Below are 25,349 nucleotides of genomic sequence, written 5' to 3'. Positions count from 1 at the left end.
CCAATGTCCAGACGTTCGAAGGTGACCGCGCGCGGCCTTCTCGCCTCAAACGGTCGAATGATCGTGCGTCATCCCGTGCTCGTCATCGCCGCATGGCTGGTCATCGCCGGTTCCCTGTTCGCGGCGCTGCCGCCGCTGATCACCGTCGCCCAGCGCAACCCGCCGGACTTCATGCCCCGCGACGCGGCGGTCCTTGCGACCAGCCAGCAAATGAAGGACGCCTTCAACGAGGCCGACGCGACCAACCTGATCGCGGTCATCCTGGTCAACGAGAACGGATTGACCGACGCCGACGAGGCCACCTACCGCAAGATCGTGGAGAACCTGCGGGCGCGCACCGACATCGTGGTCTCGATGCAGGACTTCGTCAGCATCAAGGAAATCCGGCCGGCGATGTCGAGCAAAGACGGGAAGGCCTGGAACCTGCCCGTCAGCCTCAATGGCACGATGGGCACCGGTGTCGGTCAGGCGGCCTACCGCGATGCCGTCAAGATCATCGAGGAGACCACGGCCGGGACGACGCTGACACCGAGCATCGTCGGCGCGGCGGCCACGATGGAGGACGTCACCGAGATCGCCTTGCGCGACCAGCACCTGATCGAGATCTCCACCGTCGTCACCGTGCTGCTGATCTTGATCATCGTCTACCGCAACCTCGTCGCGATGGTGATCCCGCTGCTGAGCATCGGCATCTCCCTTGCCGTCGCGCAGCAGGTGGTGGCCGGCCTGGGCCTGCTGGGGCTGGGCCTGGCGCCCCAGACGATCGTGCTGATCACCGGCATGATGCTGGGTGCCGGCGTCGACTACGCGGTGTTCTATTTCAGCCGATATCAGGAGTACATCCGAAAAGGTGTACCCACCGACGAGGCCATCGTCGGTGCCATGGTGACCATCGGCGAGGTGATCGCGGGTTCCGCGGGCACGGTCGCGATCACCTTCTCGGCGCTGTCCTTCGCCACGCTGAGCGTCTTCTCCAGCGTGGGACCGGCGCTGGCGGCCACCATCTTCATCGGTTTCCTCGGGTCCATTACGCTGCTGCCGGCGTTCATCACGCTGGCCGGACGCCGGGGCTGGGTGAATCCGCGCAAAGACATCACCGGCCCGATGTGGCGTCGGATGGGCGTCAGCATCGTCCGCAAGCCCAAACTCAACCTGTTCGTCAGCCTGGTCATCCTGGTCACCCTCGCCGGCTGCGCACTGCTGGTCGACTTCAACTACGACGACCGTAAGAACCTGCCCACGGAGTCCGACAGCAACAACTCCTATCAGACGATGAACGCGCACTTCCCGGCCAGCGCCTCGATCCAGCAGTTCATCGTGGTGCACTCCGAGACCCAGGACCTGCGCTCACCGCGCTCCTTGGCGGACATGGAGCAGATGGCCATGCGGATCAGCCAGTTGCCCGATATCGCCGCGGTCCGCGGTATCACCCGGCCCAACGGGGAGATGCTGACCGAGGCGCGCGCGACCCATCAGGCCGGTGAGGTGGGCGACAAGCTGGGCGAGGCAACGAATCTCATCGATGAAAACGACTCCCGGCTGACCCAGCTGTCCGAGGGCGCGCACACCTTGGCCAAGGCGCTGGACAAGATCCGCGACCAGGTGGTGGCCGCGGCACCGTCGGTGCGCACCATCCTCAAATCACTGATCGAGATCGAGAACGAGTACGGCGGCGCGGCGACCCTGAAGGACATCAACGCCGGTGCGACCTTGGTGACGGTGATGCGCAAGCTGGGCCGCTCCATGGGCGTCGGACTGGAGCAGGTGGTGCTGAACTACACCTGGATGGCGCCGATGGTGGCCCTGCTGGACAACAGCCCGATCTGCACGTTGGACCCGGCGTGCAACGCGGTGCGCATCGACATGAAACGCATCGTGACCGCCTACGACGACGGCACCATCCAGCAGCTCTACGAGCTGTCCAAGCAGATGGAGACCACCCAGGAGGGCGACAGCCTGCAACGCTCGGTGGGTGGCGTCACCACCAACCTGGAGCAGGCCCTGGGTGCCGCCGATCAGCTGGGACTGGAGAGTCCCCAGGACGTGGAGCAGCAGATGGACGAACTGCTCACGGGTGTGAACACGCTGGCCGACTCCAGTGAGGCGCTGGCCCAGGGTGTGCAGCTGCTGGTCGACCAGACCCGGCAGATGGGTGGCGGTCTGAGCCAGGCGTCGGACTTCCTGCTGGCGATGAAACGTGACGCGTCGGATCCGTCGATGTCCGGGTTCTACATTCCGCCGCAGATCCTGACCCGGCCCGAGTTCGAGAAGGCCGCCGGGCTGTTCATCTCCCCGGATGGCCACACGGCGCGCTACATGGTGCAGACCGCGCACGACCCGTTCGGCGCGCCGGCGATGGACCAGGTCGAGGAGATCATCGCGGCGGCCCGCAGCGCGATGCCCAACACCACCCTGGCCGACGCCGATATCGCCATGGTGGGCACCAGCGTGTACCAGAGCGAGATCCGCGACTACTACAACGGCGATATCCGCTACATCGTCATCGTGACACTGGTCGTGGTGTTCCTGATCCTCGCGCTGCTGCTGCGGGCGATCGTGGCACCCATCTATCTGGTGCTCTCGGTGGTGCTGTCCTACATGTCCGCACTGGGCATCGCGGTGGTGTTCTTCCAGATCATCCTCGACCAACCGATCTTCTGGAACACGCCGGGCTTCACCTTCCTGGTCCTGGTGGCCGTCGGCGCCGACTACAACCTGCTGTTGATCTCCCGGATACGCGAGGAGGCGCATCGCGGCACGAAGGTCGCCGTGATCCGCACCATCGGTGCCACCGGCGGCGTGATCACCTCCGCCGGCCTCATCTTCGCGGCTTCCATGCTCGCGATGACGGTGAGTCATATCGCCGCCATCGTGCAGCTCGGGTTCATCATCGGCGTCGGCCTGCTGCTGGACACCTTCGTGGTGCGCACCATCACGGTGCCGGCGCTGACCGTCTTGCTGGGGGAGAAGAACTGGTGGCCCTCGACGGTTCCCAATGAGCTCAAGCAGCGCATCCCGTTCTCCCGGCGGGAGCCGGTGCCCGCCGGTCCGAAGCCGATGACGTTCCCCGTCGACGACGACCCGGCCGACGATGACACCGACGTGGGTTACGGTGTCGCAGTGGCCAAGGCGTCGATGGTCACCGCGGCCTGGCGGTCCCGCTAGCCCGTTCCGAAGGCCGCGCCGATCTTTTCCAGGTGACTGTCATTGTCGGCGTGGATGAAGACGAAGTTGTTGACGTAGTCGCCGGATCGGGTACCGTCCACCGGTTTCGCGTTCTCGGGCCGCTGCAGTTGCGTGATGTCGAAGTCGGCCACCGCCCGCAGCCGTCCCCGGTGCAGGAAGTACCCGCGATAGCCCATCGTGTCGAAGAATGCGAAAGTCCTTGCGACGCCGCCGGTATTGTGTCGTTCTTCGCATTCGACGATGCAGGTGGGCTGGGTCGCGCGCAGGGTCTGCCGAGCGCCGCGCAGTACCGCCGACTCGTGCCCCTCGACATCGATCTTGATGACTCCCACCCTGGCCAGCGCGAGTTCGTCGATCGTCGTGGTGGGCACGGTGACCGTCCGCAGGCCGAAGCCGGGGTTGGCGTCACGCTGCAGTGAACAGCGGGTGCTGACATCGCGACCGTGCTGAGTGGGGATGTGCAGGGTGGTCTCACCGACCCCGTCGGACAACGCCACGGACAGTACCGTGTTCTCGCGCTTGATGATCCGTCGCAGCCCGGCGACCATGGCCGGGTTCGCCTCCGCCGCGATCACGGTGCGGAAGTGTTTCAGCGCGCAGTATGCGTAGATGCCCCGGTTGGCACCGACATCCAGGAAATCGGCGCCACGGTCGCCCAGCAGTGACAGCAGTCTCAGTTCGGGTTCACCGGTGCGCAGGCTCCACCAGACGCGTTCGCGGGCGACGACGGCGCGCACCCCGATCGCGTCGACCGCACGCTCGAAGCGGTGCAGCAGACCGGTGATCGGCGGTGTGTTCGACGCCGAAGTCACGGCGGCCCCCGGAAGACGGCTGCCGTGCGGGTGCCGGCCTCACGCCACGTGCCGTGCGCCGCCGCCCAGTTCCGCAGCGACTGGCGATCGACCCCGCGCGCGTGTTCGCGCGCCACGCTCAGCCCGGCGGCCAGGCCGTCGACCCCGGGCCCGGTCGGGAACACCCGCGCACCGCCGGCCAGATCGGCGAGGTGATGGATGGCCGGACCCACCAGGGGGCAGCCCATGCTGAGGGCAAGCATGGCGCTGCCCGAGGTGAAGAAGGCGTGATGCGAGACGACCGCGGTGTCGGCGGCGGCGAAATAGGTCGGTACGTCCTCATCGGGAATCCGCCTGTCGTGCAGCACAATGCGGTCATCGAGATGCGCCAGCTGGAGTATCTCGCAGACGTCGCCCTCGGGGCTGCCGGCGATCAGCAGGCGATCATCGCGGCCGGCCATCTGCAGGAAGGCGCGGATGATGTCGTCGGTTCCCTTGTACGGCCGGATCTTTCCGAACGACAGTGCGACGAAACCGTCGGCGGGCAAACCCAGGTCGGCGCGCGCCGACGCCCGCGCGGGTGGCACCGGGTGCCGGTCGACGTAGTGCGGATGGTGGGTGACGGTGCACGGTCCGGTGTATCCGAACTCCGAGGCGAGCGTCGCGCGAGCGCTCGGAAAGTGGATGAAGACGTGGTCCACCAGTGACAACAGCTCCGCGCGGTACTGCCGACCGAGGTCCGGGTGCGGGTCGTCGTGCGGGACGAGATTGTGTGCGGTCCAAGCGATGCGGACCCCGCGCGCCTTGAGCAGCCGGAGGCGGCGGTGAAATGCCATCGCGCGGGCCGTGTACACCCAGCGCACCCGGTGGGTGAGCGACTCGGTGGGCCAGTGCAGGTGCACCCAGTCGCCGGCCCGCAGGCGTGCTGAGCCGGTCGCAAGAACGTAGGGCGTGTGGACCGTGACCCCGTCGTCGCGCAGGCTGTCGATGATCCTCGGCAGGTAGTTGGTGCTCAGCCAGCGCGGCCACTCGAGCACCTGCACGGCTGCGGCGGCGCGGCCGGTGGCAGCACCGTCGAGGCCGGTGAACGGTGCCGGCGAGGTTCGGGTGGCGCGACCGGACGAGCGGGCCATGACGGGAGACGTTACCGCGGATTTTGCTGCGTCGGAGACTCTCGGCGCGATCGCGTCGAAAGTGACCGGTCGTCGGATGTCGTGCCAAATTTGCTGCCAGAGTGTGACTTTCCTCGATGCTGCCGGTGGCCGGCGATCGATGCCCGAGGTGCCGGAGGGCCGTCGCCGTCGCAGCAGGTGTGGTTGGGGCAAAGTCTGCCCGGTTTGCCACCACGGGGGGGCCGCGGTGTCGCGGGCGGTGTCGCTGCGGCGGTGGCCGGCGCTGTTCGTCCCGGCGGATGACCTCAAAGGTATTGAAGGGCAGTATATTCTGACTGCGCCGGGGTTTCGGGTCCGCGGGGGTGCGGCGAGGGTGCCCCGCCGGTGCGGCGCGTTAATTGACGTGATCGCAACCCTGGGGGTTACCCGATCCGGCAACGCGGGGCGGGCGCGCGAGTCCGCCCGCCGAAGGTCCGTTGGCGAATCTGGCAGCGGGTGTCTGGTGTTGGCTGTCGCGACCCGTGCGCGGTTAGTCACCGCCGGGCTCACGGGCCGGCCCGTGTTTGCGCCGGCAATCTTCTCCGAGCTCGGCCGGCCGGGTCCGCACGATGTGCCGCGAGGGTTGACTAGGCGTAACGGCGCCGCCGCGATGTGGTGTACTTAGCGTCGATGGCTCAGCGTCTCCAGCCGGCCCGCCCGGCGTGGGACTCGGTACCTGGCAGGCATCTCATAGGCAAGGAGAAATTCTTGGCGGGCAGACCCGATCCCTGTGCGACAAAAACCGCAGCCGATCACCGATCTTGCCTGCATATGCCGCCCTCTGCGTGCTCACCACATACCGCTACCGCCTGGAGTTCAGTCAGATGAAGATGAGTGTGATCGGAACGGGCTACCTGGGCGCGGTGCACGCCGCGTGCATGGCCCATATCGGGCACGAGGTCGTCGCCTACGACACCGACGCCGCCAAGATCGCCACGCTGTCCACCGGCGCCTCACCGTTCTATGAGCCCGGGTTCGACGAGCTGCTCGCCGAGGTGCTCGCCACCGGCCGGCTCCGGTTCACCCAGTCCGTGCAGGAGGCCGTCACGGGGGCCAGCGTGCACTTCGTGTGTGTGGGCACCCCGCAGCTGGCCGGCTCGGATGCGGCCAACATCGCCTACGTCGACAGCGCCTTCCGCTCGGTTGCCGCCCACGCGGACTGCGACGGCCTGGTCGTCGGCAAGTCGACGGTTCCGGTGGGGACCGCGCAGCGGCTGGCCGCCGAGGTGGCCGAGACCTCTTCGGAGCATCGTCTCGAGGTTGCCTGGAACCCGGAGTTCCTCCGGGAAGGCAAGGCGATCGAGGACACCTTGGCACCGGACCGCCTGGTCTTCGGCGTCACCTCCGAATACGCCGAGAAGACCCTGCAGGAGGTGTACGGCTCGATCATCGAGGCCGGAACCCCGCATTTGACCGCGGATCTTCCGACCTCGGAACTGGTGAAGGTGGCCGCCAACGCCTTCCTGGCCACCAAGATCTCCTTCATCAACGCGATGGCCGAGGTATGCGAGATCGTGGACGCCGACGTCGTGACGCTCAGTCGCGCGCTGGGCTACGACGACCGGATCGGAAAGCGGTTCCTCAACGCGGGCTTGGGTTTCGGCGGCGGGTGCCTGCCCAAGGACATCCGCGCCTTCAGCGCCCGGGCCGGTGAGTTGGGCGCCTCGGACGCGCTGCGGTTCCTGCACGAGGTCGACAAGATCAACCTGCGCCGCCGCGAAAAGGCCGTGGCGGTGGCGCGCGCCCTCGTCGGCGGTGACTTCCTCGGCAAGAGCATCGCGGTGCTGGGCGCGGCGTTCAAGCCCAACAGTGATGATGTCCGCGATTCGCCGGCCCTCAACGTGGCCGCGGCCATGCACCTCAAGGGTGCCGACGTGCGGGTCCACGACCCCAAGGCGATCGAGAACGCCAAGGCCCGGTTCCCGACGCTCGGGTACTTCGACAGCGCCGAAGAAGCCTGCCGCAATGCCGATCTGATCGTCCTGGCGACCGAATGGGACGAATACTGCAATATCGATCCGGCCTCGTTCCGGTCGGTCGTCAAACAGGCCCGGCTGCTCGACACCCGCAATGCCATCGACCGCGACTACTGGACCGGTGCGGGTTGGCAGGTGTACAGCCTGGGCCGCGGTGGGTTGACCGGCTGACCCATGGCGAAGCAGTCCATCGACGTCATCATCCCGGTCCGGGATATGGCCGAGCACTTGCCGAAGCTGTTGCAGCCCTTGCTGGATCAGCTTTCCGACGGTGACCGTGTCACCGTCGTCAACGACGCCTCCACCGACGAGACCGAGGCGGTGGCCCGCGCCCTGGGCGCCCAGGTGGTGACGGTGACCGAGAGCCGGGGTCCCTATTACGCGCGCCAGCTGGCCGCGAGCGGCTCCATCGCCGACATTCTGCTGTTCATCGACGGCCGCTGTCGCCCACTGCCGGGACTGCTCGACGCACACCGGGCGCTGCAGAACCGGCCCGGAGTCGCACTGTCGTGCACCAACGTTCGCACCGTGTCCGGCCCGACCGTGGCCGCCCGGATGGCGGCCAGGATGCAACCGTTCATGCTGCCGCGCGGGGGTGGGGCGATGAAGGCCACCATCGGGATGGTGCCCCCCAAACCCGACTACTATCCCACGGCCAACCTCGGCATCGACCGGATCGCCTTCGCGAAGGTCGGGGGATTCCGCGCCATGCGTGGCGGTGGCGACCTCGATATCTGCTGGCGCATCCAGGAGCAGACCGACGGCACGATCGCCACCGATACCCGGGTGCTCATGGAGTGGGAGCCGCGGGCCTCGATGCGGGACATGGGCAGCCAGTGGAAGCGCTACGGGCACAGCAACGCCTATCTGCGCTGGGCGCATCGCCACGAGAGCGGCGGCGCCGCGGGCCACCCGTCGGCCAAGCTGTCGCCGACCGAGGCATGGCGGACGCTGCGCGCCGAGATGCGGCGACCCGTCGGCGAACTCGCGGCCAACGCGGTGGTCGGCCTGGCGTTTCAGTACGGCTTCGTCTCGGCGTGGCTGAAGCGCTCGGAGTTCGAGATGCCGGCCCGCTTCGACGTCGCCCCGGGCCCGGACTCCGGGTAACGCGCTAGCCGTCGAGCTTGCCGCCCTCGACGGCCGCCCGGTAGCCGCGCACGGTGGCCGGCACGAACAGCGCGCCGAGCACCACCGTCCACAGCAGCGTCAGCAGCAGCGGCTGCATCAGGTCGCCGCCCGAGGACAGCGCCCGCATCGCGGCGGCGGGCGGGGCGATCGGTTGGTATTCGGCCAGCGGGCGCAGCACCGCCGGGATCCGGTCGAGGGGGATGAGCGTGGCGAAAGCCAGGCCCATGCAGCCACTCTGCGTCCAGGTGAGGATGATCCGGCCCTGGGGCCGCAGTGCCAGAGTGATGACGATGGTGGCGAAGACGACGACCACGACGACCGGTATCAGCAGATAGACGATCATCCCGGGCCAGCCGCCCTGGAAGTGAAAACCCAGCACGTAGGCGGTGACGACCACCAGTGCGGTGCCGGCGAAGGTACGTACCGCTTCGGCCAGCAGGGCGCCGGTCAGCGGGGCGGTGCGATGCACCGGCATGATCCACAACCGGGTGAGTAGGCCACTGTCCCGGTCGTAGGGCACGGCCAGACCGGCGCCGACCGCGGCGGACATCGCCCCGGCCAGGGCGCAGACCGGGATCAACAGGTCGATACCGCTGTTGCCGGTGATCCGGGTCATCGATTTGCCGACGAGCAGCCCGTAGATGATCAGCAGGCCGGTCGGGAAGAGCAGCGCCTGCAGCGGCACCATGGGGTAACGACGCCATTGGATGAACAGCCGGCCGGCGAAAATCCAGCTCTCCGTCATCAGCGAGTGTTCGTGCTGTGAGCTCGTGGTCATGGCCGGCGCCCCTGGATTCGGATGGCGATGGTGCCGAACACGACCAGCATCCCGATGCACCAGGCCAGGCTGGTGACCAGGTTGCCGGTCACGACCTGGCCGCTGGTGAATCCGCGCAGCGTCTCGGTGATCTGGGAGATCGGTTGGTACTGCACGAACGGGGCCAGCCAGGTCGGGAAGGCATCCAACGGCGCGATCCCGGTGGACAGCAGCACCAGCAGCAACTGCGGCACCAGCAGGATCTGGCTGGCGACCTCGGTGCGACCCGCCTTGGCCCCGATCGCGTCGGCGCCCAACGACAGCGCCAGCGTCAGCACCAGTGCCAGCGCGACGAACGCCGCGGCGTAGCCGATCCCGCGGTCCAGCCGGAAGCCGAACAGGTACGCGGCCAGGAACGAGGCGGCCAGCGCCAGCACGCCGCGCACAAGGCAGTAGGTCATCCGGGCCATCAGCGGTGCATAGGGCGAGATGGGCAGCGTGCGCATCCGTGCGCCGATCCCGCTGACCTTCTCCCAGGCCGCCCGGTCGGTGGTGGTGAGCGCGCCGAACAGCATCGCCTGGACGACGATCGCGGGCAGCACGTACTGGGCGTAGCTCATCTCCCCGGTCGAGATGATGTCGCGCAGCAGGAAAGTCAGCCCGATCAACCCGCTGATCGGCACGAGGGCGGCGAACGCCAAATCCACCCGGCCCTTGCGCAGGATGCGGGCCGAGAGGATCGCTACCGCCGTCACGTCGTGGTGACCGGGGCGGTGAGGTGCAGGAACACCTCGTCCAGCGACGGCCTGCGCAGCGAGATGTCGATGAGTTCGACACCGATCTCATCCATCCGCCGGAAGACCTCGCTCAGGGTCGCGACGCCCTTGGGCGCCGGGACGGACACCGTCGTGGCATCGGTGTCGACCTCGACCTCGTCGAAGTCCGACAGCGCGGCCGCGATCCGCGGCAGGTCGTCGGGGTCCAGTGGTGTCATCTCGCAGTAGCTGGATCCGGTCTGGCGCTTGAGTTCGTCGGCGGTGCCCTGGGCGACGATCTGTCCGGCGTTGAGGATGACGATGGAGTCGCTGAGCAGGTCGGCCTCCTCCAGGTACTGCGTGGTCAGCAGCACCGTGATGCCCTGAGCCTTCATCGAGCCGACCAGGTTCCACACGTCGCGGCGGCTGCGCGGGTCCAGACCGGTGGTCGGCTCGTCGAGGAAGAGCACCTTGGGCAGCACCACCAGCGAGATGGCGATATCGATACGCCGGCGCATACCGCCGGAGTACCCGTTGACCTGTCGGTCGGCCGCGTGGCCCATGTCGAACTGGGCGATGAGTTCGTCGGCGCGCGCGCGGGCCTGCGCCTTGCGCAGGCCGCGCAGCCGCCCGAACAACACGAGATTCTCCCGACCGGTCAGTCGCGGATCCAGCGCGGCGTCCTGACCGGTGACCCCGATGTTGCGGCGCACCTTGGCGGGTTCGCGGGCGACGTCGTAGCCGGCGACGATCGCCTGGCCGGAACTGGGCGTGAGCAAGGTGGACAGGATCTTGACCGTCGTCGTCTTGCCGGCGCCGTTGTGTCCCAGCAACCCCAGCACCGACCCGGTGGGAACGGAAAAGCTCACGTCGCGCAGGGCGGGAACGCTGCCGCCGAATGTCTTGGCGACATTATTGAGCTCGATCACGGAGTCATACGATACAGCCGCCGCCGGTTATGTGAGACCTTCGGTCGCGGGGTCACGCGGGGCCCGCAGCACCCGTGCGGGGCGGGGCGCAAGACACGTCACGCGACACGCCCGGAACTGTCGGAGCGGACCAATAGACTGGCGACCCTATGAGTGCCTCCTTCGTGCATCTGCACAACCACACCGAATACTCGATGCTGGACGGTGCCGCGAAGGTCAAACCGATGGTGGCCGAGGCGCAGCGCCTGGGGATGCCGGCGATCGGCATGACCGACCACGGAAACATGTTCGGGGCCAGCGAGTTCTACAACGTCGCCACCGATGCCGGGATCAAGCCCATCATCGGCATCGAGGCCTATATCGCGCCGGGGTCGCGCTTCGACACCAAGCGTGTCCAGTGGGGTGATCGCAGTCAGAAGGGCGATGACGTCTCCGGTAGCGGCGCCTACACCCACATGACCATGGTCGCCGAGAACGCGACCGGGCTGCGCAACCTGTTCAAGTTGTCCTCGATGGCCTCCTTCGAGGGTCAGCTCGGCAAGTGGTCGCGCATGGACGCCGAACTGATCGCCGAGCACGCCGAGGGCATCATCGCGACGACGGGCTGCCCCTCGGGCGAGGTGCAGACCCGGTTGCGGCTGGGCCATGACAAGGAGGCGCTCGAGGCCGCCGCCAAATGGCAGGAGATCTTCGGCAAGGACAATTTCTTCCTGGAGTTGATGGATCACGGTATCGAGATCGAGCGCCGTGTCCGCGACGGCCTGCTGGAGGTGGGGCGCAAGCTCGGCATCCCGCCGCTGGCTACCAACGACTGCCACTACGTGACGCGGGAGGCCTCGCACAGCCACGAGGCGCTGCTGTGCGTGCAGACCGGCAAGACGTTGTCGGACCCGGCCCGGTTCAAGTTCGACGGTGACGGTTACTACCTCAAGTCGGCCGCCGATATGCGCGCGTTGTGGGACGCGCAGGTGCCCGGGGCCTGTGACTCCACCCTGCTGATCGCCGAACGGGTGCAGCCCTACGCCGAGGTGTGGGCGCCGCGGGACCGGATGCCGGTGTTCCCGGTACCCGAAGGGCACAACCAGGAGACCTGGCTGCGTCACGAGGTCACGCAGGGGCTGGCCCGCCGGTTTCCCGAGGGCGCCGGCCAGGAGTACCTGGACCGGGCCGACTACGAGATCAAGGTCATCTGCGACAAGGGTTTCCCGGCGTACTTCCTGATCGTCGCCGACCTGATCAACTACGCCCGTTCGGTGAACATCCGGGTCGGGCCGGGTCGTGGCTCGGCCGCCGGCTCACTGGTGGCCTATGCGATGGGCATCACCAATATCGACCCGATCCCGCACGGCCTGCTGTTCGAGCGGTTCTTGAACCCGGAGCGCCCGTCGGCGCCCGATATCGATATCGACTTCGACGACCGCCGGCGCGGCGAGATGGTGCGTTACGCGTCGGACAAGTGGGGCAGTGACCGCGTCGCGCAGGTCATCACCTTCGGCACCATCAAGACCAAGGCCGCGCTCAAGGATTCGGCCCGCGTCAACTACGGCCAGCCCGGCTTCGCCATCGCCGATCGGATCACCAAGGCGCTGCCGCCGCCGATCATGGCCAAGGACATTCCGCTGTCGGGGATCACCGACCCCAACCACGAGCGCTACAAGGAAGCTGCCGAGGTGCGGGCTCTGCTGGACACCGACCCCGATGTCCGCACCATTTACGAGACGGCGCGCGGCCTTGAGGGTCTGGTCCGCAACGCCGGCGTGCACGCCTGTGCGGTGATCATGAGCTCCGAGCCGCTGGTCGACGCGATCCCGCTGTGGAAGCGCCCCCAGGACGGTGCGATCATCACCGGGTGGGACTACCCGTCCTGTGAGGCCATCGGTCTGCTCAAGATGGACTTCCTGGGGCTGCGCAACCTCACCGTCATCGGTGACGCGCTGGAGAACATCAAGGCCAACCGCGGTATCGATCTGGACATGGATCATCTGCCGCTCGATGACCCGGCGACCTACGAGTTGCTTTCGCGCGGTGACACGTTGGGTGTGTTCCAGCTCGACGGCGGGCCCATGCGTGACCTGCTGCGGCGCATGCAGCCCACCGGTTTCAACGATATCGTCGCGGTGCTCGCGCTGTACCGCCCCGGCCCGATGGGCATGAACGCGCACAACGACTACGCCGACCGCAAGAACGGCCGGCAGCCGATCAAACCGATCCACCCGGAGCTCGAGGAACCGCTGCGCGAGATCCTCGCCGAGACCTACGGTCTGATCGTCTACCAAGAGCAGATCATGTTCATCGCCCAGAAGGTCGCCGGCTACACCATGGGCAAGGCCGATGCGCTGCGAAAAGCCATGGGCAAGAAGAAACTCGAAGTGCTCGAAGCCGAATACAAGGGCTTCAAGGAGGGCATGACCGCCAACGGGTTCTCCGAGGCCGCGGTCAAGGCGTTGTGGGACACCATCCTCCCGTTCGCCGGCTACGCGTTCAACAAGTCCCATGCCGCCGGCTACGGGCTGGTGTCGTTCTGGACCGCGTACCTGAAGGCCAACTTCCAGGCCGAGTACATGGCCGGGCTGCTGACCTCGGTCGGTGACGACAAGGACAAGGCCGCGATCTACCTGTCGGACTGCCGCCGGCTCGGGATCACCGTGCTGCCACCGGATGTCAACGAATCGGTGCACAACTTCGCCTCGGTCGGCCACGACATCCGGTACGGGCTCGGCGGCGTGCGCAACGTCGGCGCCAACGTGGTGCAGTCGATCATCAACGCGCGCAACGACAAAGGTAAGTACACCGACTTCTCGGACTACCTCAACAAGATCGATATCGGCGCCTGCAACAAGAAGGTGACCGAATCGCTGATCAAGGCCGGGGCGTTCGATTCACTGGGCCACCCGCGTAAGGGCCTGTTCCTGGTGCACGCCGACGCGGTGGACTCGGTGCTGGGCACCAAGAAGGCCGAGGCCATCGGCCAGTTCGATCTGTTCGGTGGCGGGGACGCCGATTCCGGGATGGAGTCGGTGTTCACGATTCCGGTGCCGGAGGGGGAGTGGGAGGACAAACACAAGCTGGCCCTGGAGCGCGAGATGCTGGGTCTTTACGTGTCCGGCCATCCGCTCGACGGGGTGGCCCACCTGCTGACCGCCCAGGTCGACACCCAGATCCCGGCGATCCTGGAGGGCGATATCGCCAACGACACCCAGGTCCGCATCGGCGGCATCCTCGCCTCGGTGAACCGTCGGGTGAACAAGAACGGATTGCCCTGGGCCTCGGCCCAGGTGGAGGATCTCACCGGCGGTATCGAGGTGTTGTTCTTCCCGCAGACCTACACGGCGTTCGGCGCCGATATCGCCGACGACGCGGTGGTCATCGTCGGCGCGAAGGTGGCCATCCGGGATGACCGGATCTCGCTTATCGCCAATGACCTTGTGGTGCCGGACTTCTCGAACGCGCAGGGGGACCGGCCGGTCGCGGTCAGCCTGCCGACCCGGCAATGCACCCATGACAAGGTGAGCGCCCTCAAACAAGTGCTGGCGCGACATCCCGGGACCTCGCAGGTACACCTGCGTCTCATCAGTGGCGAACGGATCACGACATTGGAGCTCGATCAGTCGTTGCGGGTGACACCGTCCTCGGCATTGATGGGCGACCTCAAGGCGCTGCTGGGCCCCGGCTGCCTGGGTGGTTGACGCGTCCCGTCACCCCTGTTTGCTGTAGACGGTTGAGCTGGACCGCCGGTGCCCACGAATCTGGCTGATTATCCGCCCTGTGCGGCCACTCTCGGCCGCGGAACGGGTGGGAATGTGCTGTGAATCGGCAACGTTCGACGCGGGCGTGGCCGCACGCCACGACCGCCATCGGGGGCGACCTGTCGCCGGCGGGCCGAGCGGGACGGGTTTCGCTAGACTGTCCTCGACGTGGGGACATCGGCCTTGGGGGGCTCACCATGCGCAACACGGGTGCGATTCCGAAGAACCCGATCAAATATCTACCGGCGCTGGCCGAGTTCCTGGTCCAGGAGCCCAGGCTGCGCGTCGTCAATCACCGGTCCACCGCGCCCATCGTCGGGGACGCCCCGGCCAATGTGTCGCTCACCAGCTATGGTGCCAGGATCGCGACGGTGTGGAAGACGATCGAGACGATCGGCGCCGGGACCGTCCGCCCGCGCCGCATCATCTTGTGGCTCGATGACGTCGCCTCGCTCGCGAATCCGCCGGCGGCGCTGCGACGGCTCTGCGCGCGCGGGCTGGAGCTTCGTTACTGCCGGGACTACGGTCCGCACAAGAAGTACTACCCGTATGTCTGCGAGATCTTTCCGGATGAACCCGAACGCACGCTGGTGACCGCCGACGATGATGTCTTCTATCCGCCGGGTTGGCTGGAAGAACTGCTGGCGGCGCACCGACCCGACGAGGTCACGGCCTTCCGGGCGCGCATCCGGACCGAAGCGCCCTACCGGTCATGGCGGACGTGCGCGACCACCGAACCGTCCGAGCGGGTGTTCGCCACCGGGGTGTCCGGGGTGGCCTATCCGCCGAGACTGTTGGCCACGCTGAGGCAGCGTGGGGACCAGTTCGCCGACATCTGTCCGTACGCCGACGATTTCTGGCTGCACTACGCGGCGGTCGCGACCGGTGTGCCGATTCGGCAGGTCCGCGATACCTCGGTGCTGTGGTGGGCGATGCCGCGCACCGCCGCCCGGGGGCTGTGGGATGGTGCGGGCACGGCCAACGACGCGATCGCCGAAGGCACCCGGCGGGCGTGGCTGCTGGACTGAGTCAGCTGGTCCGCGCGGACATCCCGCCGGCCAGCCAGATCAGCGTCGCGATGGCGGCCGCGGTGAGCACAGCGGGTCCCAGGCTGGCGGTGACCAGGCCGACCGCGACGAGCACCAGGGCGCCGACGAGCAGCGCCACCACCTTGTACGCCGGCCAGGGGACGCCGGCGACGATGATTTCGGTGTGCGTGGTCACCAGGACACGATAACTCGCAACCAAGAGTTCGGGCAACCGAAACCCGGGGGTTTCCGGCGGGACCCGTTTTCACTCCCGGAGCTGGTAGTGGCACCATTGAGCGGTGTCCGCAGACGTGATCCAAAGCCCGCAGGTATCGCCGCTCACCGCGGCCGACATCGACGAGGCCGCGGCACGAATCGCCGGTGTCGTCACCGTGAGCCCGCTGCAGCTCAGCGACCGGCTCTCCCAGGCCACCGGTGCGCAGGTCTACCTCAAGCGGGAGGACCTGCAGGCGGTGCGCTCCTACAAGCTGCGCGGCGCCTACAACCTGTTGATGCAGCTCACGCCGGAGGAGCTGGCCGCCGGAGTGGTGTGTTCCTCGGCGGGCAATCACGCCCAGGGATTCGCGCTCGCGTGCCGCTCGATGGGCGTGCACGGGCGGGTGTATGCCCCGGCCAAGACGCCGAAGCAGAAACGCGACCGCATCCGCTATCACGGCGGCGAGTTCATCGAGCTGATCATCGGTGGCAAGACCTACGACATGGCCGCCGAGGCGGCCCTGGCCGATGTCGCCCGCACCGGGGCCACCCTGGTGCCGCCCTACGACGACCCACGCACCATGGCGGGGCAGGGCACCATCGCCGTGGAACTGCTCGAACAGCTCCCCGAGGAGCCCGACCTGGTGATCGTCCCGGTCGGCGGTGGCGGCTGCATTGCCGGGATCACCACCTACCTGTCCGAACGCACCACGAACACCGCGGTGCTGGGCGTGGAGCCCGCGGGCGCGGCCTCGATGATGGCGGCGCTGGCGGCGGGCCAGCCGGTGCCACTGGAGCATGTGGATCAGTTCGTCGACGGTGCCGCGGTGGCCAGGGCCGGCATGCACACGCACGCCGCGCTGGCCGCGGCCGGTGACATGGTCTCGATCACCGCGGTCGACGAGGGCGCGGTGTGTTCGGCGATGCTCGACCTCTATCAGAGCGAGGGCATCATCGCCGAACCCGCCGGTGCCCTGTCGGTCGCCGCGCTGATGGAAGCCGATATCGCGCCGGGTTCCACCGTGGTGTGCATCATCTCCGGTGGCAACAACGATGTGTCGCGGTACGGCGAGATCCTGGAACGCTCACTCGTGCATCGGGGGCTCAAGCACTACTTCCTGGTCGATTTCCCACAGGAACCCGGTGCGCTGCGCGGATTCCTGGACACCGTCCTGGGACCCAATGACGACATCACCCTGTTCGAATACGTCAAGCGCAACAACAGGGAGACCGGGGAGGCCCTGGTCGGTATCGAGCTGGGTTCGGCCACCGATCTGGACGGGCTGCTGGCGCGGATGCAGGATTCCGAGGCGCACGTGGAACTGCTGGAACCGGGTTCGCCGACCTACCGTTACCTGACCTGAGTCCGGAGCACCGCAAAGGAGTGTCCCGGGATCACGGTGGACGCACCGTCGGTGGTCGGTTCGTCCCAGGCCAGCACGGTCTCGCCGGTGACCGGCACCCCGACCGCGGCCTCGCCGAGATTGCACACCACCGCGAAAGCCCCACGGTGCAAGATGATCCAGCGTGCGTCCTCGTCGTAGTCCACCCGTAGGTGGTCCAGCCACGGGTCGGCGAAGTCGGGTTCGTCGTGGCGCAACGCGATCAGCTGGCGGTAGGTCTGCAGCAGCCGCGCGTGCCCGTCCTCGGTGACTTCGGCCCAGTTCAACTTCGACCGGGTGAAGGTCGCGGGGTCCTGCGGATCCGGGATCTCGTCGGCGTCCCAGCCGTGCGCAGCGAACTCGGCCTTACGACCCTCGGCGGTGGCACGCCCCAGCTCCGGTTCCGGGTGCGAGGTGAAGAACTGGAACGGGCTGCTCGACCCCCACTCCTCACCCATGAACAGCATGGCGGTGTACGGGGATCCGAGTACCAGCGCGGCCTTCACGGCGAGCTGCCCACTGGTCAGGTTCTGCGACGGCCGGTCCCCGGTGGCGCGGTTGCCGACCTGATCGTGGGTCAGGGTGTAGGCCAGCAGCCGGGTCGCCGGGATGGTCGCGGTGTCCAGGGGGCGGCCGTGCCGGCGCCCACGGAACGACGAATAGGTGCCGGCATGGAAGTAGCCCTGCGTCAGCGTCTGTGCCAGCGTCCCGACGGTGCCGAAATCTCCGTAATAGCCTTGCCGTTCCCCGGAGACCGCGGTGTGGATGGCGTGATGGATATCGTCGTCCCACTGGGCGGTGAGCCCCAGACCACCCTGCTCCCGCGGTGTGATCAACCGTGGGTCGTTCATGTCGCTCTCGGCGATCAGTGACAGGGGGCGGCCCAATTCGGCGGCCAGTGCCTGGGTTTCGGTGCTCAGTTCCTCCAGGATGTGGATTGCGGTGGTGTCCACCAGGGCGTGCACGGCATCCAGACGCAGCCCGTCGGCCCCGAACTCGCGCATCCAGCGCAGCGCGCACTCGATGATGTAGCGGCGCACCTCATCGGCGCCGGCGTCGGCGATGTTGACCGATTCGCCCCACGGGTTGCTGCCGGTCGACAGGTACGGCCCGAAGCGGGGCAGGTAGTTCCCGGACGGCCCGAGATGGTTGAACACCGCGTCGATCAGCACACCCAGGCCGATGTCGTGGCAGGCGTCGATGAGGCGCAGCAGGGCGTCCGGACCGCCGTAGGGTTCGTGCACGGCGTACCAGAGCACACCGTCATAGCCCCAGCCGTGGGTCCCGCTGAAGGCGTTCACCGGCATCAGTTCGACGAAGTCGACACCGAGATCGACCAGGTACTGCAGCTTGTCGATGGCCGCCTCGAAGGTGCCCGCCTCGGTGAACGTCCCGACGTGCAGCTCGTAGATGATGGCGCCCTCGATACTGCGCCCGGGCCACCGGCGCGGCGGCGCGGCCGGCGTCCACAGTTGCGAGCGGGCGTGCACACCGTCGGGTTGGCGGGCCGAACGCGGGTCGGGCAGCACCGTGTCGTCGTCGTCGAGAACGAAGCCGTAACGGCTGTCCGGATTCGCGGGGACCTCGGCCCGCCACCAATCGTCGGCATCGCGGTGCATCGGGTGCCGGGCGCCGTCGACGTCGAGCTGGACACGGGTCGGGCGCGGCGCCCATACCGCGAAGGCGCGCTCAGACATCGGTGCGCTCCAGCAGTACCGCCGGCAGCTCGGCGAACAGCTCGGAGGCCGCGGGGCTGCCGGCGTGCGTGCGCCCGGTCAGCCGGTCGGTCCAGATGCCCTCGGGCAGTGTCACGGTGGTGTCCCCCCAGCCGGTTTCGGCGAGCTTGACCGTCCACCGCGACACCGCCACCAGCACATCGTCGCCGCGCAGGAAGGCGACCAGATGTGCGGCCGCGGAACCGGTGGCGGGCACCGGACGGTAGCCACCGTCGCGGAAGGTGTCCGGCAGTTCCCTGCGCAGCCGCAGCGCCGCGCCCACCACCCGGAGCTTTGGGTCGGTGCCGGCCCGCAGCGCGGCGCGGCGGGTGGCGTAGTCCACCGGCCGGCGGTTGTCCGGATCGACCAGGCTGTCGTCGAAGAGCTCGGTGCCCTGGTAGACGTCCGGGATGCCCGGCACCGTGAGGGCCAGCAGCTTTTGGCCGAGGCTGTCATTGTGGGCGTGCGCATCGACGCGCGCCACCAACGCGGTCATTTCCTTGGACACCGGCCCGTCGATGACCGCGTCCACCCAGTCGTGCACCGACGCTTCGAAATCCGCGTCCGGATCGTTCCATGAGGTGTGCAGCGCGGCCTCTCTGATGGCCTTCTCGGCGTAGGCGTGCAACCGGCGCCGTAGCGTCTCGGACACCTCGCCGTCCACCGGCCAGACACCGAAGACGTTCTGCCACAGAAAGAGTGTGGTCGCCGGGTCCGGGCTCAGCACGATCTGCGACCAGCGGTGCACGCGTTCGGCCCATTCGCCGGCCAGTTGGGACAGCACCCCGATGCGGGCCCGCACGTCCTCGCCGCGCTTGGTGTCATGGGTGGACAGCGTCACCATGGCATGCGGCCACAGCCGTGCCCTGGTGGCGCAGCGCTCGTGGAACTCGGCGGCGCTCACCCCGAACAGCTCGGGTTCGCCACCCACCTCGTTGAGCGAGACCAGCCGGGCGTCGCGGTAGAACAGGCAGTCCTCGACGGATTTGGCGGTCACCGCTCCGCACAGCTGCTGGATGCGGATCGCGGCCTCGCCGTCAAGGGCCAGCGCCGCGGCCACCAGCTGCAGCGGTTCGGCCAGTTCCGGTCGCGCACGCACGGTTTCGGCGATGGCGGTCGGTCCGATGGCGGTCAGGTTGAGGTAGTCGAACCGGTACACGTGTACGTGGGTGAGCAGCGCGCTCACCGCATCGGGCAGCAGGGGATGGTCGGACCCGGTTTCGGTCACGATCGTCCGCCGCACGCGGGCCAGTTCGCTGCCGAGGGTGACGGTGGCGGCGGTGGTCTTGAGTTCGGACACCTGTTCCTCGGCGGTTCCCCGGTGCGGGCCGCTGCTCTGGTAGAGCTCGGTCAGCAGGGGCTCGCCGGTGGGGTCGATGAACAGTCCACCGATCTCGCGCAGTCCGTCGTATCCGGTGGTGCCGTCGACCGGCAACCCGGTGTCGAGCGCCTCGTCGGGGGCCAGGATCTTCTCGATCACGATCCAGGCCGCGTCGCCGACCAGCTCACGCAGATCCGCCGCGTAGGTGGCGGGCTGGGCCAGCCCGTCGGGATGGTCGATGCGCAACCCGTCGACCAGTCCCTCGGCGAACCAGCGGCCCACCTCGGCGTGCGACGCCTCGAACACCGCGGGGTCCTCCTGGCGCAGACCGGCCAGCGAGGTGATGGAGAAGAACCTGCGGTAACCGCAGATGTTGTTCTTCCAGCCGATGAGCTTGTAGTGCTGGCGGTCGTGCACCTGCGATCCCGGCGCACCGTCGTCCGCGGTGCCCGGTGCCAGCGGCCAGACCCGGTCGCCGAGGCGCAGGGTGTCCCCGTCGACGGTCAGCTCGGCGACGTCCGCGTCGGACCCGAGCACCGGCAAGACGATCCGCCCGTGATCGAGATCCCAGTCGATGTCGAAGTACGTGCTGTACGCCGACTCCCGCCCGTGGGTGAGCACATCCCACCACCACCGATTCTGGGTCGGGTCCTCCACCCCCACATGGTTGGGCACGATATCGACGATCAGCCCCATGCCGCGGGCCCGGACCGCGGCGGACAACGCGGCCAGGCCCTGCGGGCCCCCGAGTTCGGCGGACACCGTGGTCGGATCTGTGACGTCATAGCCGTGGCTGGAGCCGGTGGCCGCCGTCAGGATCGGCGACAGGTACAAATGCGAGACACCCAGGTCGTCCAGATAGTCGAGCAGCTCGAGGGCGTCGGAGAAGGTGAAGGAATCACCGCGCATTTGGAGCCGATACGTGGAGAGCGGGACACCCATCAGCCATTACCGCCTAGGTCGTTTTCTTGAGCACCCGAAGTGACCGCGGCTGCAGGGAGATCTTCTCGCCCGCCGAGACCGTCATCTCCTCGGCACCGGCGGGATCGCCGGTGTCCAACGCTATTACCCACTTTTCCGCGTAATCATCGGGTGGCAGCACGAAATCCAGCGGTTCGTCGTGTGCGTTGAAGCACAGCAGGAACGAATCGTCGCGCACGCGCTCGCCGCGGGCGTTGGGTTCCGGGATGGCCTCACCGTTGAGGAAAACCGCGATGCTGCGACCGAAGCCCGAATCCCAGTCCTCCGGCGTCATCTCGGCGCCGGCCGGCGTCAGCCAGGCGATATCGCGTTCCTGTTCGCCGCTGCGGATGGGGTTGCCCGCCAGGAAGCGGCGCCGGCGGAACACCGGGTGCTTCTTGCGCAGCGCGACCGCCTTGCGGGTGAACTCGAGGAGCTCGGCGTTGTCGGCCAGTCTGGTCCAGTCCACCCACGCCAGCGGCGAGTCCTGGCAGTAGGCGTTGTTGTTGCCGCCCTGGGTGCGCCCGATCTCGTCGCCGTGGCTGATCATCGGGGTGCCTTGGGAGACCATCAGGGTGCCGATCACGTTGCGCATCTGGCGCGCCCGCAACGCGATGATGTCCGGATCATCGGTCGGGCCCTCGACGCCGCAGTTCCAGGACCGGTTGTGGCTCTCGCCGTCCCGGTTGTCCTCACCATTGGCCTCGTTGTGCTTCTCGTTGTAAGACACCAGGTCGGCGAGGGTGAAACCGTCATGACAGGTGACGAAGTTGATACTCGCACCGGGCCGCCGCCCGGTGTTCTCGTAGAGGTCCGAGGAGCCGGTCAGCCGGGAGGCGAATTCGCCGAGGGTGGCCGGCTCGCCGCGCCAGTAGTCGCGCACCGTGTCGCGGTACTTGCCGTTCCATTCGGTCCACAGCCCGGGAAAGTTACCGACCTGGTAGCCGCCCTCGCCGATGTCCCACGGCTCCGCGATCAGCTTGACCTGGCTGATCACCGGGTCCTGCTGGACCAGGTCGAAGAAGGCCGAGAGGCGGTCGACATCGTAGAACTCACGGGCCAGGGTCGAGGCGAGGTCGAAGCGGAAGCCGTCGACATGCATCTCCAGCACCCAGTAGCGCAGCGAATCCATGATCAGCTGCAAGGTGTGCGGATGCCGGGCGTTCAGGCTGTTCCCGGTGCCGGTGAAGTCCTTGTAGAACTGCTCCTCACCGTCGAGTAGCCGGTAGTACGCCGCATTGTCGATACCGCGGAAGTTCAGGGTGGGGCCGAGATGATTGCCCTCGGCGGTGTGGTTGTAGACGACGTCGAGGATGACCTCGATGCCGGCGTCGTGGAAGGACCGCACCATCGCCTTGAATTCAGGGACCGCCCCGCCGGCATGCCGGTTGGCCGCGTAATCCGAATGCGGGGCGAAGAACCCGAAGGTGTTGTAGCCCCAGTAGTTTCGCAGACCCAGTTCGAGCAGTCGGTGATCGTGCAGGAACTGGTGCACCGGCATCAGTTCGATGGCGGTGACGTTCAGGGATTTCAGGTGCTCGATGATCACCGGGTGTGCCAGCCCGGCGTAGGTGCCGCGCAGCTGCTCGGGGATATCGGGATGCAGCCGGGTCAAACCCTTGACGTGGGCCTCGTAGATCACCGTCTCGTGATAGGGCGTGCGCGGCGCCCGGTCCGAGCCCCAGTCGAAGAACGGGTTGATCACGACGCTGGTCATGGTGTTGCCCAACGAGTCGACCGCAGGGTCGGCGAGGGTGAGGGCGGGGTCGTCGGACTCCAGGTCGTAGGAGAACAGGGCCTGAGTGAAGTCGAAATCGCCGTAGAAGGACTTGCCGTAGGGGTCCAACAGCAGCTTGCTGGGGTCGCAGCGGTGCCCGGCGGCCGGGTCCCACGGCCCGTGTACCCGGAAGCCGTAGCGCTGTCCCGGGCTCACCGTCGGCAGGTAGGCGTGCCACACGTAGCCGTCCACCTCGTCGAGCGGGATCCGTTGCTCGGTACCGTCTTTGGCGATCAAACAGAGCTCGACCTTGTCGGCGACCTCGGAGAACAGCGAGAAATTGGTGCCGGCCCCGTCGTAGGTGGCCCCGAGCGGATATGCGGTGCCGGGCCAGACCGTGATGTCCACGTCACCACCAGCCGGTGGCGGCTGCGAGCTGTCGCCCGAGTTCGTTGGTCATGGTGCGGACGTAGGTTGTCGATAGATGGTGAGAATCGTGATACATCAGCACATTTCCCTCCACTACTCGGCAGAAGTCCGGTCGGCACACCGCGTCGGTCATGTCCAGTGGCTTCAGGTTCGGAAACCGTTGCAGATAATTCAATGTCGGGTTGTCGTCGGACAGTACCGCAGAGCGCTTGATGCCGCAGGAGATGGCGTCGCCCCCGTCGGCCAGGCAGTCGGCCGGGAAGTACGGCTTGTTGTTGCGCACCAGCCATGGTGTGTCACGCATCGCCAGCACGTCGATACCGGCATCCGAGAACTGTTGCCAGATACCGAGATACGAGCTCGGCATGACATCACCGGGTTTGATGTTCCAAGGCCGGGTGGAGGTGGTGAACACGTAATCGGGTTTGTCCGCGAGCAGTTTCGGCATCACCACGTCGTTCCATTGCCGGCATTTCGGGTACGGGCGGTTGTCGCCCATCACCAGTGGTTTCTCCTCGGTGGTCAGCGGGCAACCCATCTTCAGGTAGGTGACCACCTTGAAGCCGTGCATCCGGCCGAGCAGGTCCAGCGCGGTGATCCAGTGTTCGGCGTGGGAGCCGCCGGCCAGTGCGATGGTGCGCTGCGCGTCCTTGTCGCCGTAGGTGCAGTTGATGACGTCGACGTTGTCGAAATCGCTGATGCAGCCGGCGTTGGTGGACTCCGGGATGTCGTTCTTGGCTTCCAGCACGGTGGGCCGCATGGGCAGCTTGGGCACCTTGGCGTTGTTGAGCAGAGCGCGGGCTCCGGGATAGTCGCGCGCCGACAGCCCGGACAGCTCCTTGCCGCTGGCCCGCTCGACGGTGACATGCTCGCGCCAGGTGAACGATGTCGCGGTGAGCGTGACGCCCAGCAGGGTCACCACCGAACCCAGGACGATGGTCGGCCGGCGTAACCGGGTGCGCCATCCAACGCCCGTCGGTCGCTGCGCCGGCGCCCGGTAGCGCAACGGAGTCTCCACATAGCGGGTGGTCAGCCAGGCCAGCACAGCACTGACCAGCAACACGATGGCTCCGTCGGTGAAACCGGCGTGGTCGCGGCCGCTGTAGGCAAGCCAGAAGATCAGCAGCGGCCAGTGCCACAGGTACAACGAGTAGGCCATCGAGCCCAGCGCGACGAACGGTTTGGTGGCCAGTAGCCGGTTGGGCGCGGGCAGCTTGCCGCCGGTGTGTGGATCGGCGACCCGATTGGCCGCCGACAGGATGAACAGCACGGTGGCCCCGACCGGGACCAGCGTCCACGGGCCGGGGAACTCGCGCACCCCGTCGATCAGCCAGCCGCACACCAGGATGGCGATCAGGGAGACGGTCGCCACCAGGGTGCGCACCCACATGGGCCACCGCACATAGGGAACCAGGGCCCCGATCAGGGCGCCGAGGGTGAGCTCCCAGGCGCGGGCGAAGCTGTTGTAGTACGCCACCGCCTGATCGGCGTTGTGCGCGATGATCGCGTACACGAAGGACGCGATGGTCAGCGCGCTCAGCAGCACGATGAACACCCAGCGCAGGTGCCTGCCCAGCGGTCGGCGCAGCAGATAGGCAAGGCTGAAGATGATGGCCAGCAGGGCGATGTAGAACTGGCCCTGCACCGACATCGACCAGATGTGCTGCAGCGGGCTGACCGTCTCCCCGGCGCGCAGGTAGTCCGCGGCGGTGTTGGCCAGTTCCCAGTTCTGGTAGTACCCGAGGCTGGCCAGGCTCTGATCGGCGAACGTCTCCCAGCGGGTTTCCGGCTGAATCAGGATGGTCAGCACCGCCCCGGCGGCGAGCACGACGATCAGCGCGGGCAGCAGTCGGCGGACCAGGCGGACGACCTCCGGAATCGGCCGGAGCGTGGTCGCCGGGTCGATCGCGGCGCGCAGCAGACGACCTCCGAAGAAGAATCCGGATAGCGCGAGGAACACGTCGACGCCGCCGGAGACGCGGCCGAACCAGACGTGGAAGATCGCCACGAGCGCGATCGCGACTCCGCGGAGTCCGTCGAGGTCGTGCCGGTAGAAGCCCGATGTGCGGGTACCCATCCCGGTGCCGGCGGTCGAGGCCGGGCCGGGGCTGGAGGTGCCGCGGGCGGCGGGCCGGGCTGGTGCGAGCGTCATCATGGTCGGG

General features: G+C 67.3%; 16 protein-coding genes. 6 read left to right on the top strand and 10 right to left on the bottom strand.

The window, feature by feature from the left end:
• Positions 1-57: 57 nt before the first annotated feature.
• Positions 58-3,165, top strand: coding sequence for an MMPL/RND family transporter (locus A7U43_RS17200; RefSeq protein WP_067997672.1), 3,108 nt, complete (start codon positions 58-60; stop codon positions 3,163-3,165).
• Here A7U43_RS17200 and A7U43_RS17195 read toward each other — a convergent pair.
• Positions 3,162-3,998 carry an FkbM family methyltransferase gene (locus A7U43_RS17195; protein WP_067997669.1) on the bottom strand — a complete coding sequence of 279 codons (837 nt, stop codon included), beginning with the start codon at positions 3,996-3,998 and terminating at the stop codon, positions 3,162-3,164. The two genes, A7U43_RS17200 and A7U43_RS17195, sit on opposite strands and share 4 nt — an antisense overlap.
• Entirely contained in the window at positions 3,995-5,110 is a 1,116-nt protein-coding gene (locus A7U43_RS17190; RefSeq protein ID WP_067997666.1) for a glycosyltransferase, read from the bottom strand. The genes A7U43_RS17195 and A7U43_RS17190 overlap by 4 nt, the downstream gene beginning before the upstream one ends.
• Positions 5,111-5,952: 842 nt before the next feature.
• Between A7U43_RS17190 and A7U43_RS17185 the strand changes: the two genes are divergently transcribed.
• On the top strand, positions 5,953-7,275 hold the full coding sequence (locus tag A7U43_RS17185) for a UDP-glucose dehydrogenase family protein (RefSeq protein ID WP_068002968.1): 1,323 nt from the start codon (positions 5,953-5,955) through the stop codon (positions 7,273-7,275).
• Positions 7,276-7,278: 3 nt separating this feature from the next.
• Positions 7,279-8,211 (top strand): glycosyltransferase family 2 protein, encoded by a 933-nt coding sequence (locus A7U43_RS17180; RefSeq protein WP_067997663.1) that lies wholly within the window; start codon positions 7,279-7,281, stop codon positions 8,209-8,211.
• A gap of 4 nt (positions 8,212-8,215) precedes the next feature.
• Here the strand turns inward: A7U43_RS17180 and A7U43_RS17175 are convergent, their stop codons facing one another.
• The 3 genes from A7U43_RS17175 to A7U43_RS17165 are packed head-to-tail and all read right to left on the bottom strand — an operon-like array spanning position 8,216 to position 10,673.
• Positions 8,216-9,010, bottom strand: a complete 795-nt coding sequence (locus A7U43_RS17175; protein WP_067997659.1) for an ABC-2 transporter permease — start codon at positions 9,008-9,010, stop codon at positions 8,216-8,218.
• Positions 9,007-9,744, bottom strand: a complete 738-nt coding sequence (locus A7U43_RS17170) for an ABC transporter permease (RefSeq protein WP_067997656.1) — start codon at positions 9,742-9,744, stop codon at positions 9,007-9,009. The genes A7U43_RS17175 and A7U43_RS17170 overlap by 4 nt, the downstream gene beginning before the upstream one ends.
• Entirely contained in the window at positions 9,741-10,673 is a 933-nt protein-coding gene (locus A7U43_RS17165; protein ID WP_067997653.1) for a daunorubicin/doxorubicin resistance ABC transporter ATP-binding protein DrrA, read from the bottom strand. Before A7U43_RS17165 ends, A7U43_RS17170 begins: the two co-directional genes overlap by 4 nt.
• 149 nt (positions 10,674-10,822) lie before the next feature.
• On the opposite strand from A7U43_RS17165, the gene dnaE reads away from it, so the two are divergent.
• A complete protein-coding gene (dnaE, locus tag A7U43_RS17160; RefSeq protein ID WP_067997651.1) occupies positions 10,823-14,359 on the top strand; it encodes a DNA polymerase III subunit alpha in 3,537 nt (1,178 codons plus the stop codon).
• Positions 14,360-14,616: 257 nt separating this feature from the next.
• Positions 14,617-15,447 carry a hypothetical protein gene (locus A7U43_RS17155; protein WP_067997649.1) on the top strand — a complete coding sequence of 277 codons (831 nt, stop codon included), beginning with the start codon at positions 14,617-14,619 and terminating at the stop codon, positions 15,445-15,447.
• A gap of 1 nt (position 15,448) precedes the next feature.
• Here A7U43_RS17155 and A7U43_RS17150 read toward each other — a convergent pair whose 3' ends face one another.
• The gene (locus tag A7U43_RS17150; protein WP_082902181.1) at positions 15,449-15,643 is read right to left on the bottom strand and encodes a hypothetical protein; all 195 of its coding nucleotides are present in this window, start codon (positions 15,641-15,643) and stop codon (positions 15,449-15,451) included.
• Between the two features lie 103 nt (positions 15,644-15,746).
• On the opposite strand from A7U43_RS17150, the gene ilvA reads away from it, so the two are divergent.
• Positions 15,747-17,027, top strand: a complete 1,281-nt coding sequence (ilvA, locus tag A7U43_RS17145) for a threonine ammonia-lyase IlvA (protein ID WP_067997645.1) — start codon at positions 15,747-15,749, stop codon at positions 17,025-17,027.
• Here ilvA and treZ read toward each other — a convergent pair.
• Genes treZ through A7U43_RS17125 form a run of 4 tightly spaced genes read right to left on the bottom strand, consistent with a single transcriptional unit; the run spans position 17,015 to position 25,342 of the window.
• Entirely contained in the window at positions 17,015-18,742 is a 1,728-nt protein-coding gene (treZ, locus tag A7U43_RS17140) for a malto-oligosyltrehalose trehalohydrolase (RefSeq protein WP_067997641.1), read from the bottom strand. The genes ilvA and treZ overlap by 13 nt on opposite strands.
• Complete coding sequence (treY, locus tag A7U43_RS17135; protein ID WP_067997639.1) at positions 18,735-21,023, bottom strand: malto-oligosyltrehalose synthase; 2,289 nt, start codon at positions 21,021-21,023, stop codon at positions 18,735-18,737. Before treY ends, treZ begins: the two co-directional genes overlap by 8 nt.
• A 13-nt stretch (positions 21,024-21,036) precedes the next feature.
• Entirely contained in the window at positions 21,037-23,166 is a 2,130-nt protein-coding gene (gene glgX, locus A7U43_RS17130; protein ID WP_067997636.1) for a glycogen debranching protein GlgX, read from the bottom strand.
• A 1-nt stretch (position 23,167) separates the two neighbouring features.
• Positions 23,168-25,342, bottom strand: coding sequence for an acyltransferase family protein (locus tag A7U43_RS17125; RefSeq protein ID WP_067997633.1), 2,175 nt, complete (start codon positions 25,340-25,342; stop codon positions 23,168-23,170).
• Positions 25,343-25,349 lie beyond the last annotated feature (7 nt).

The organism is Mycobacterium adipatum (assembly GCF_001644575.1).
In the GTDB taxonomy this organism is placed as follows: domain Bacteria; phylum Actinomycetota; class Actinomycetes; order Mycobacteriales; family Mycobacteriaceae; genus Mycobacterium; species Mycobacterium adipatum.
The sequence above is the reverse complement of the archived record's forward strand: the minus strand, read 5'-3'. Positions and strand labels throughout refer to the sequence as shown.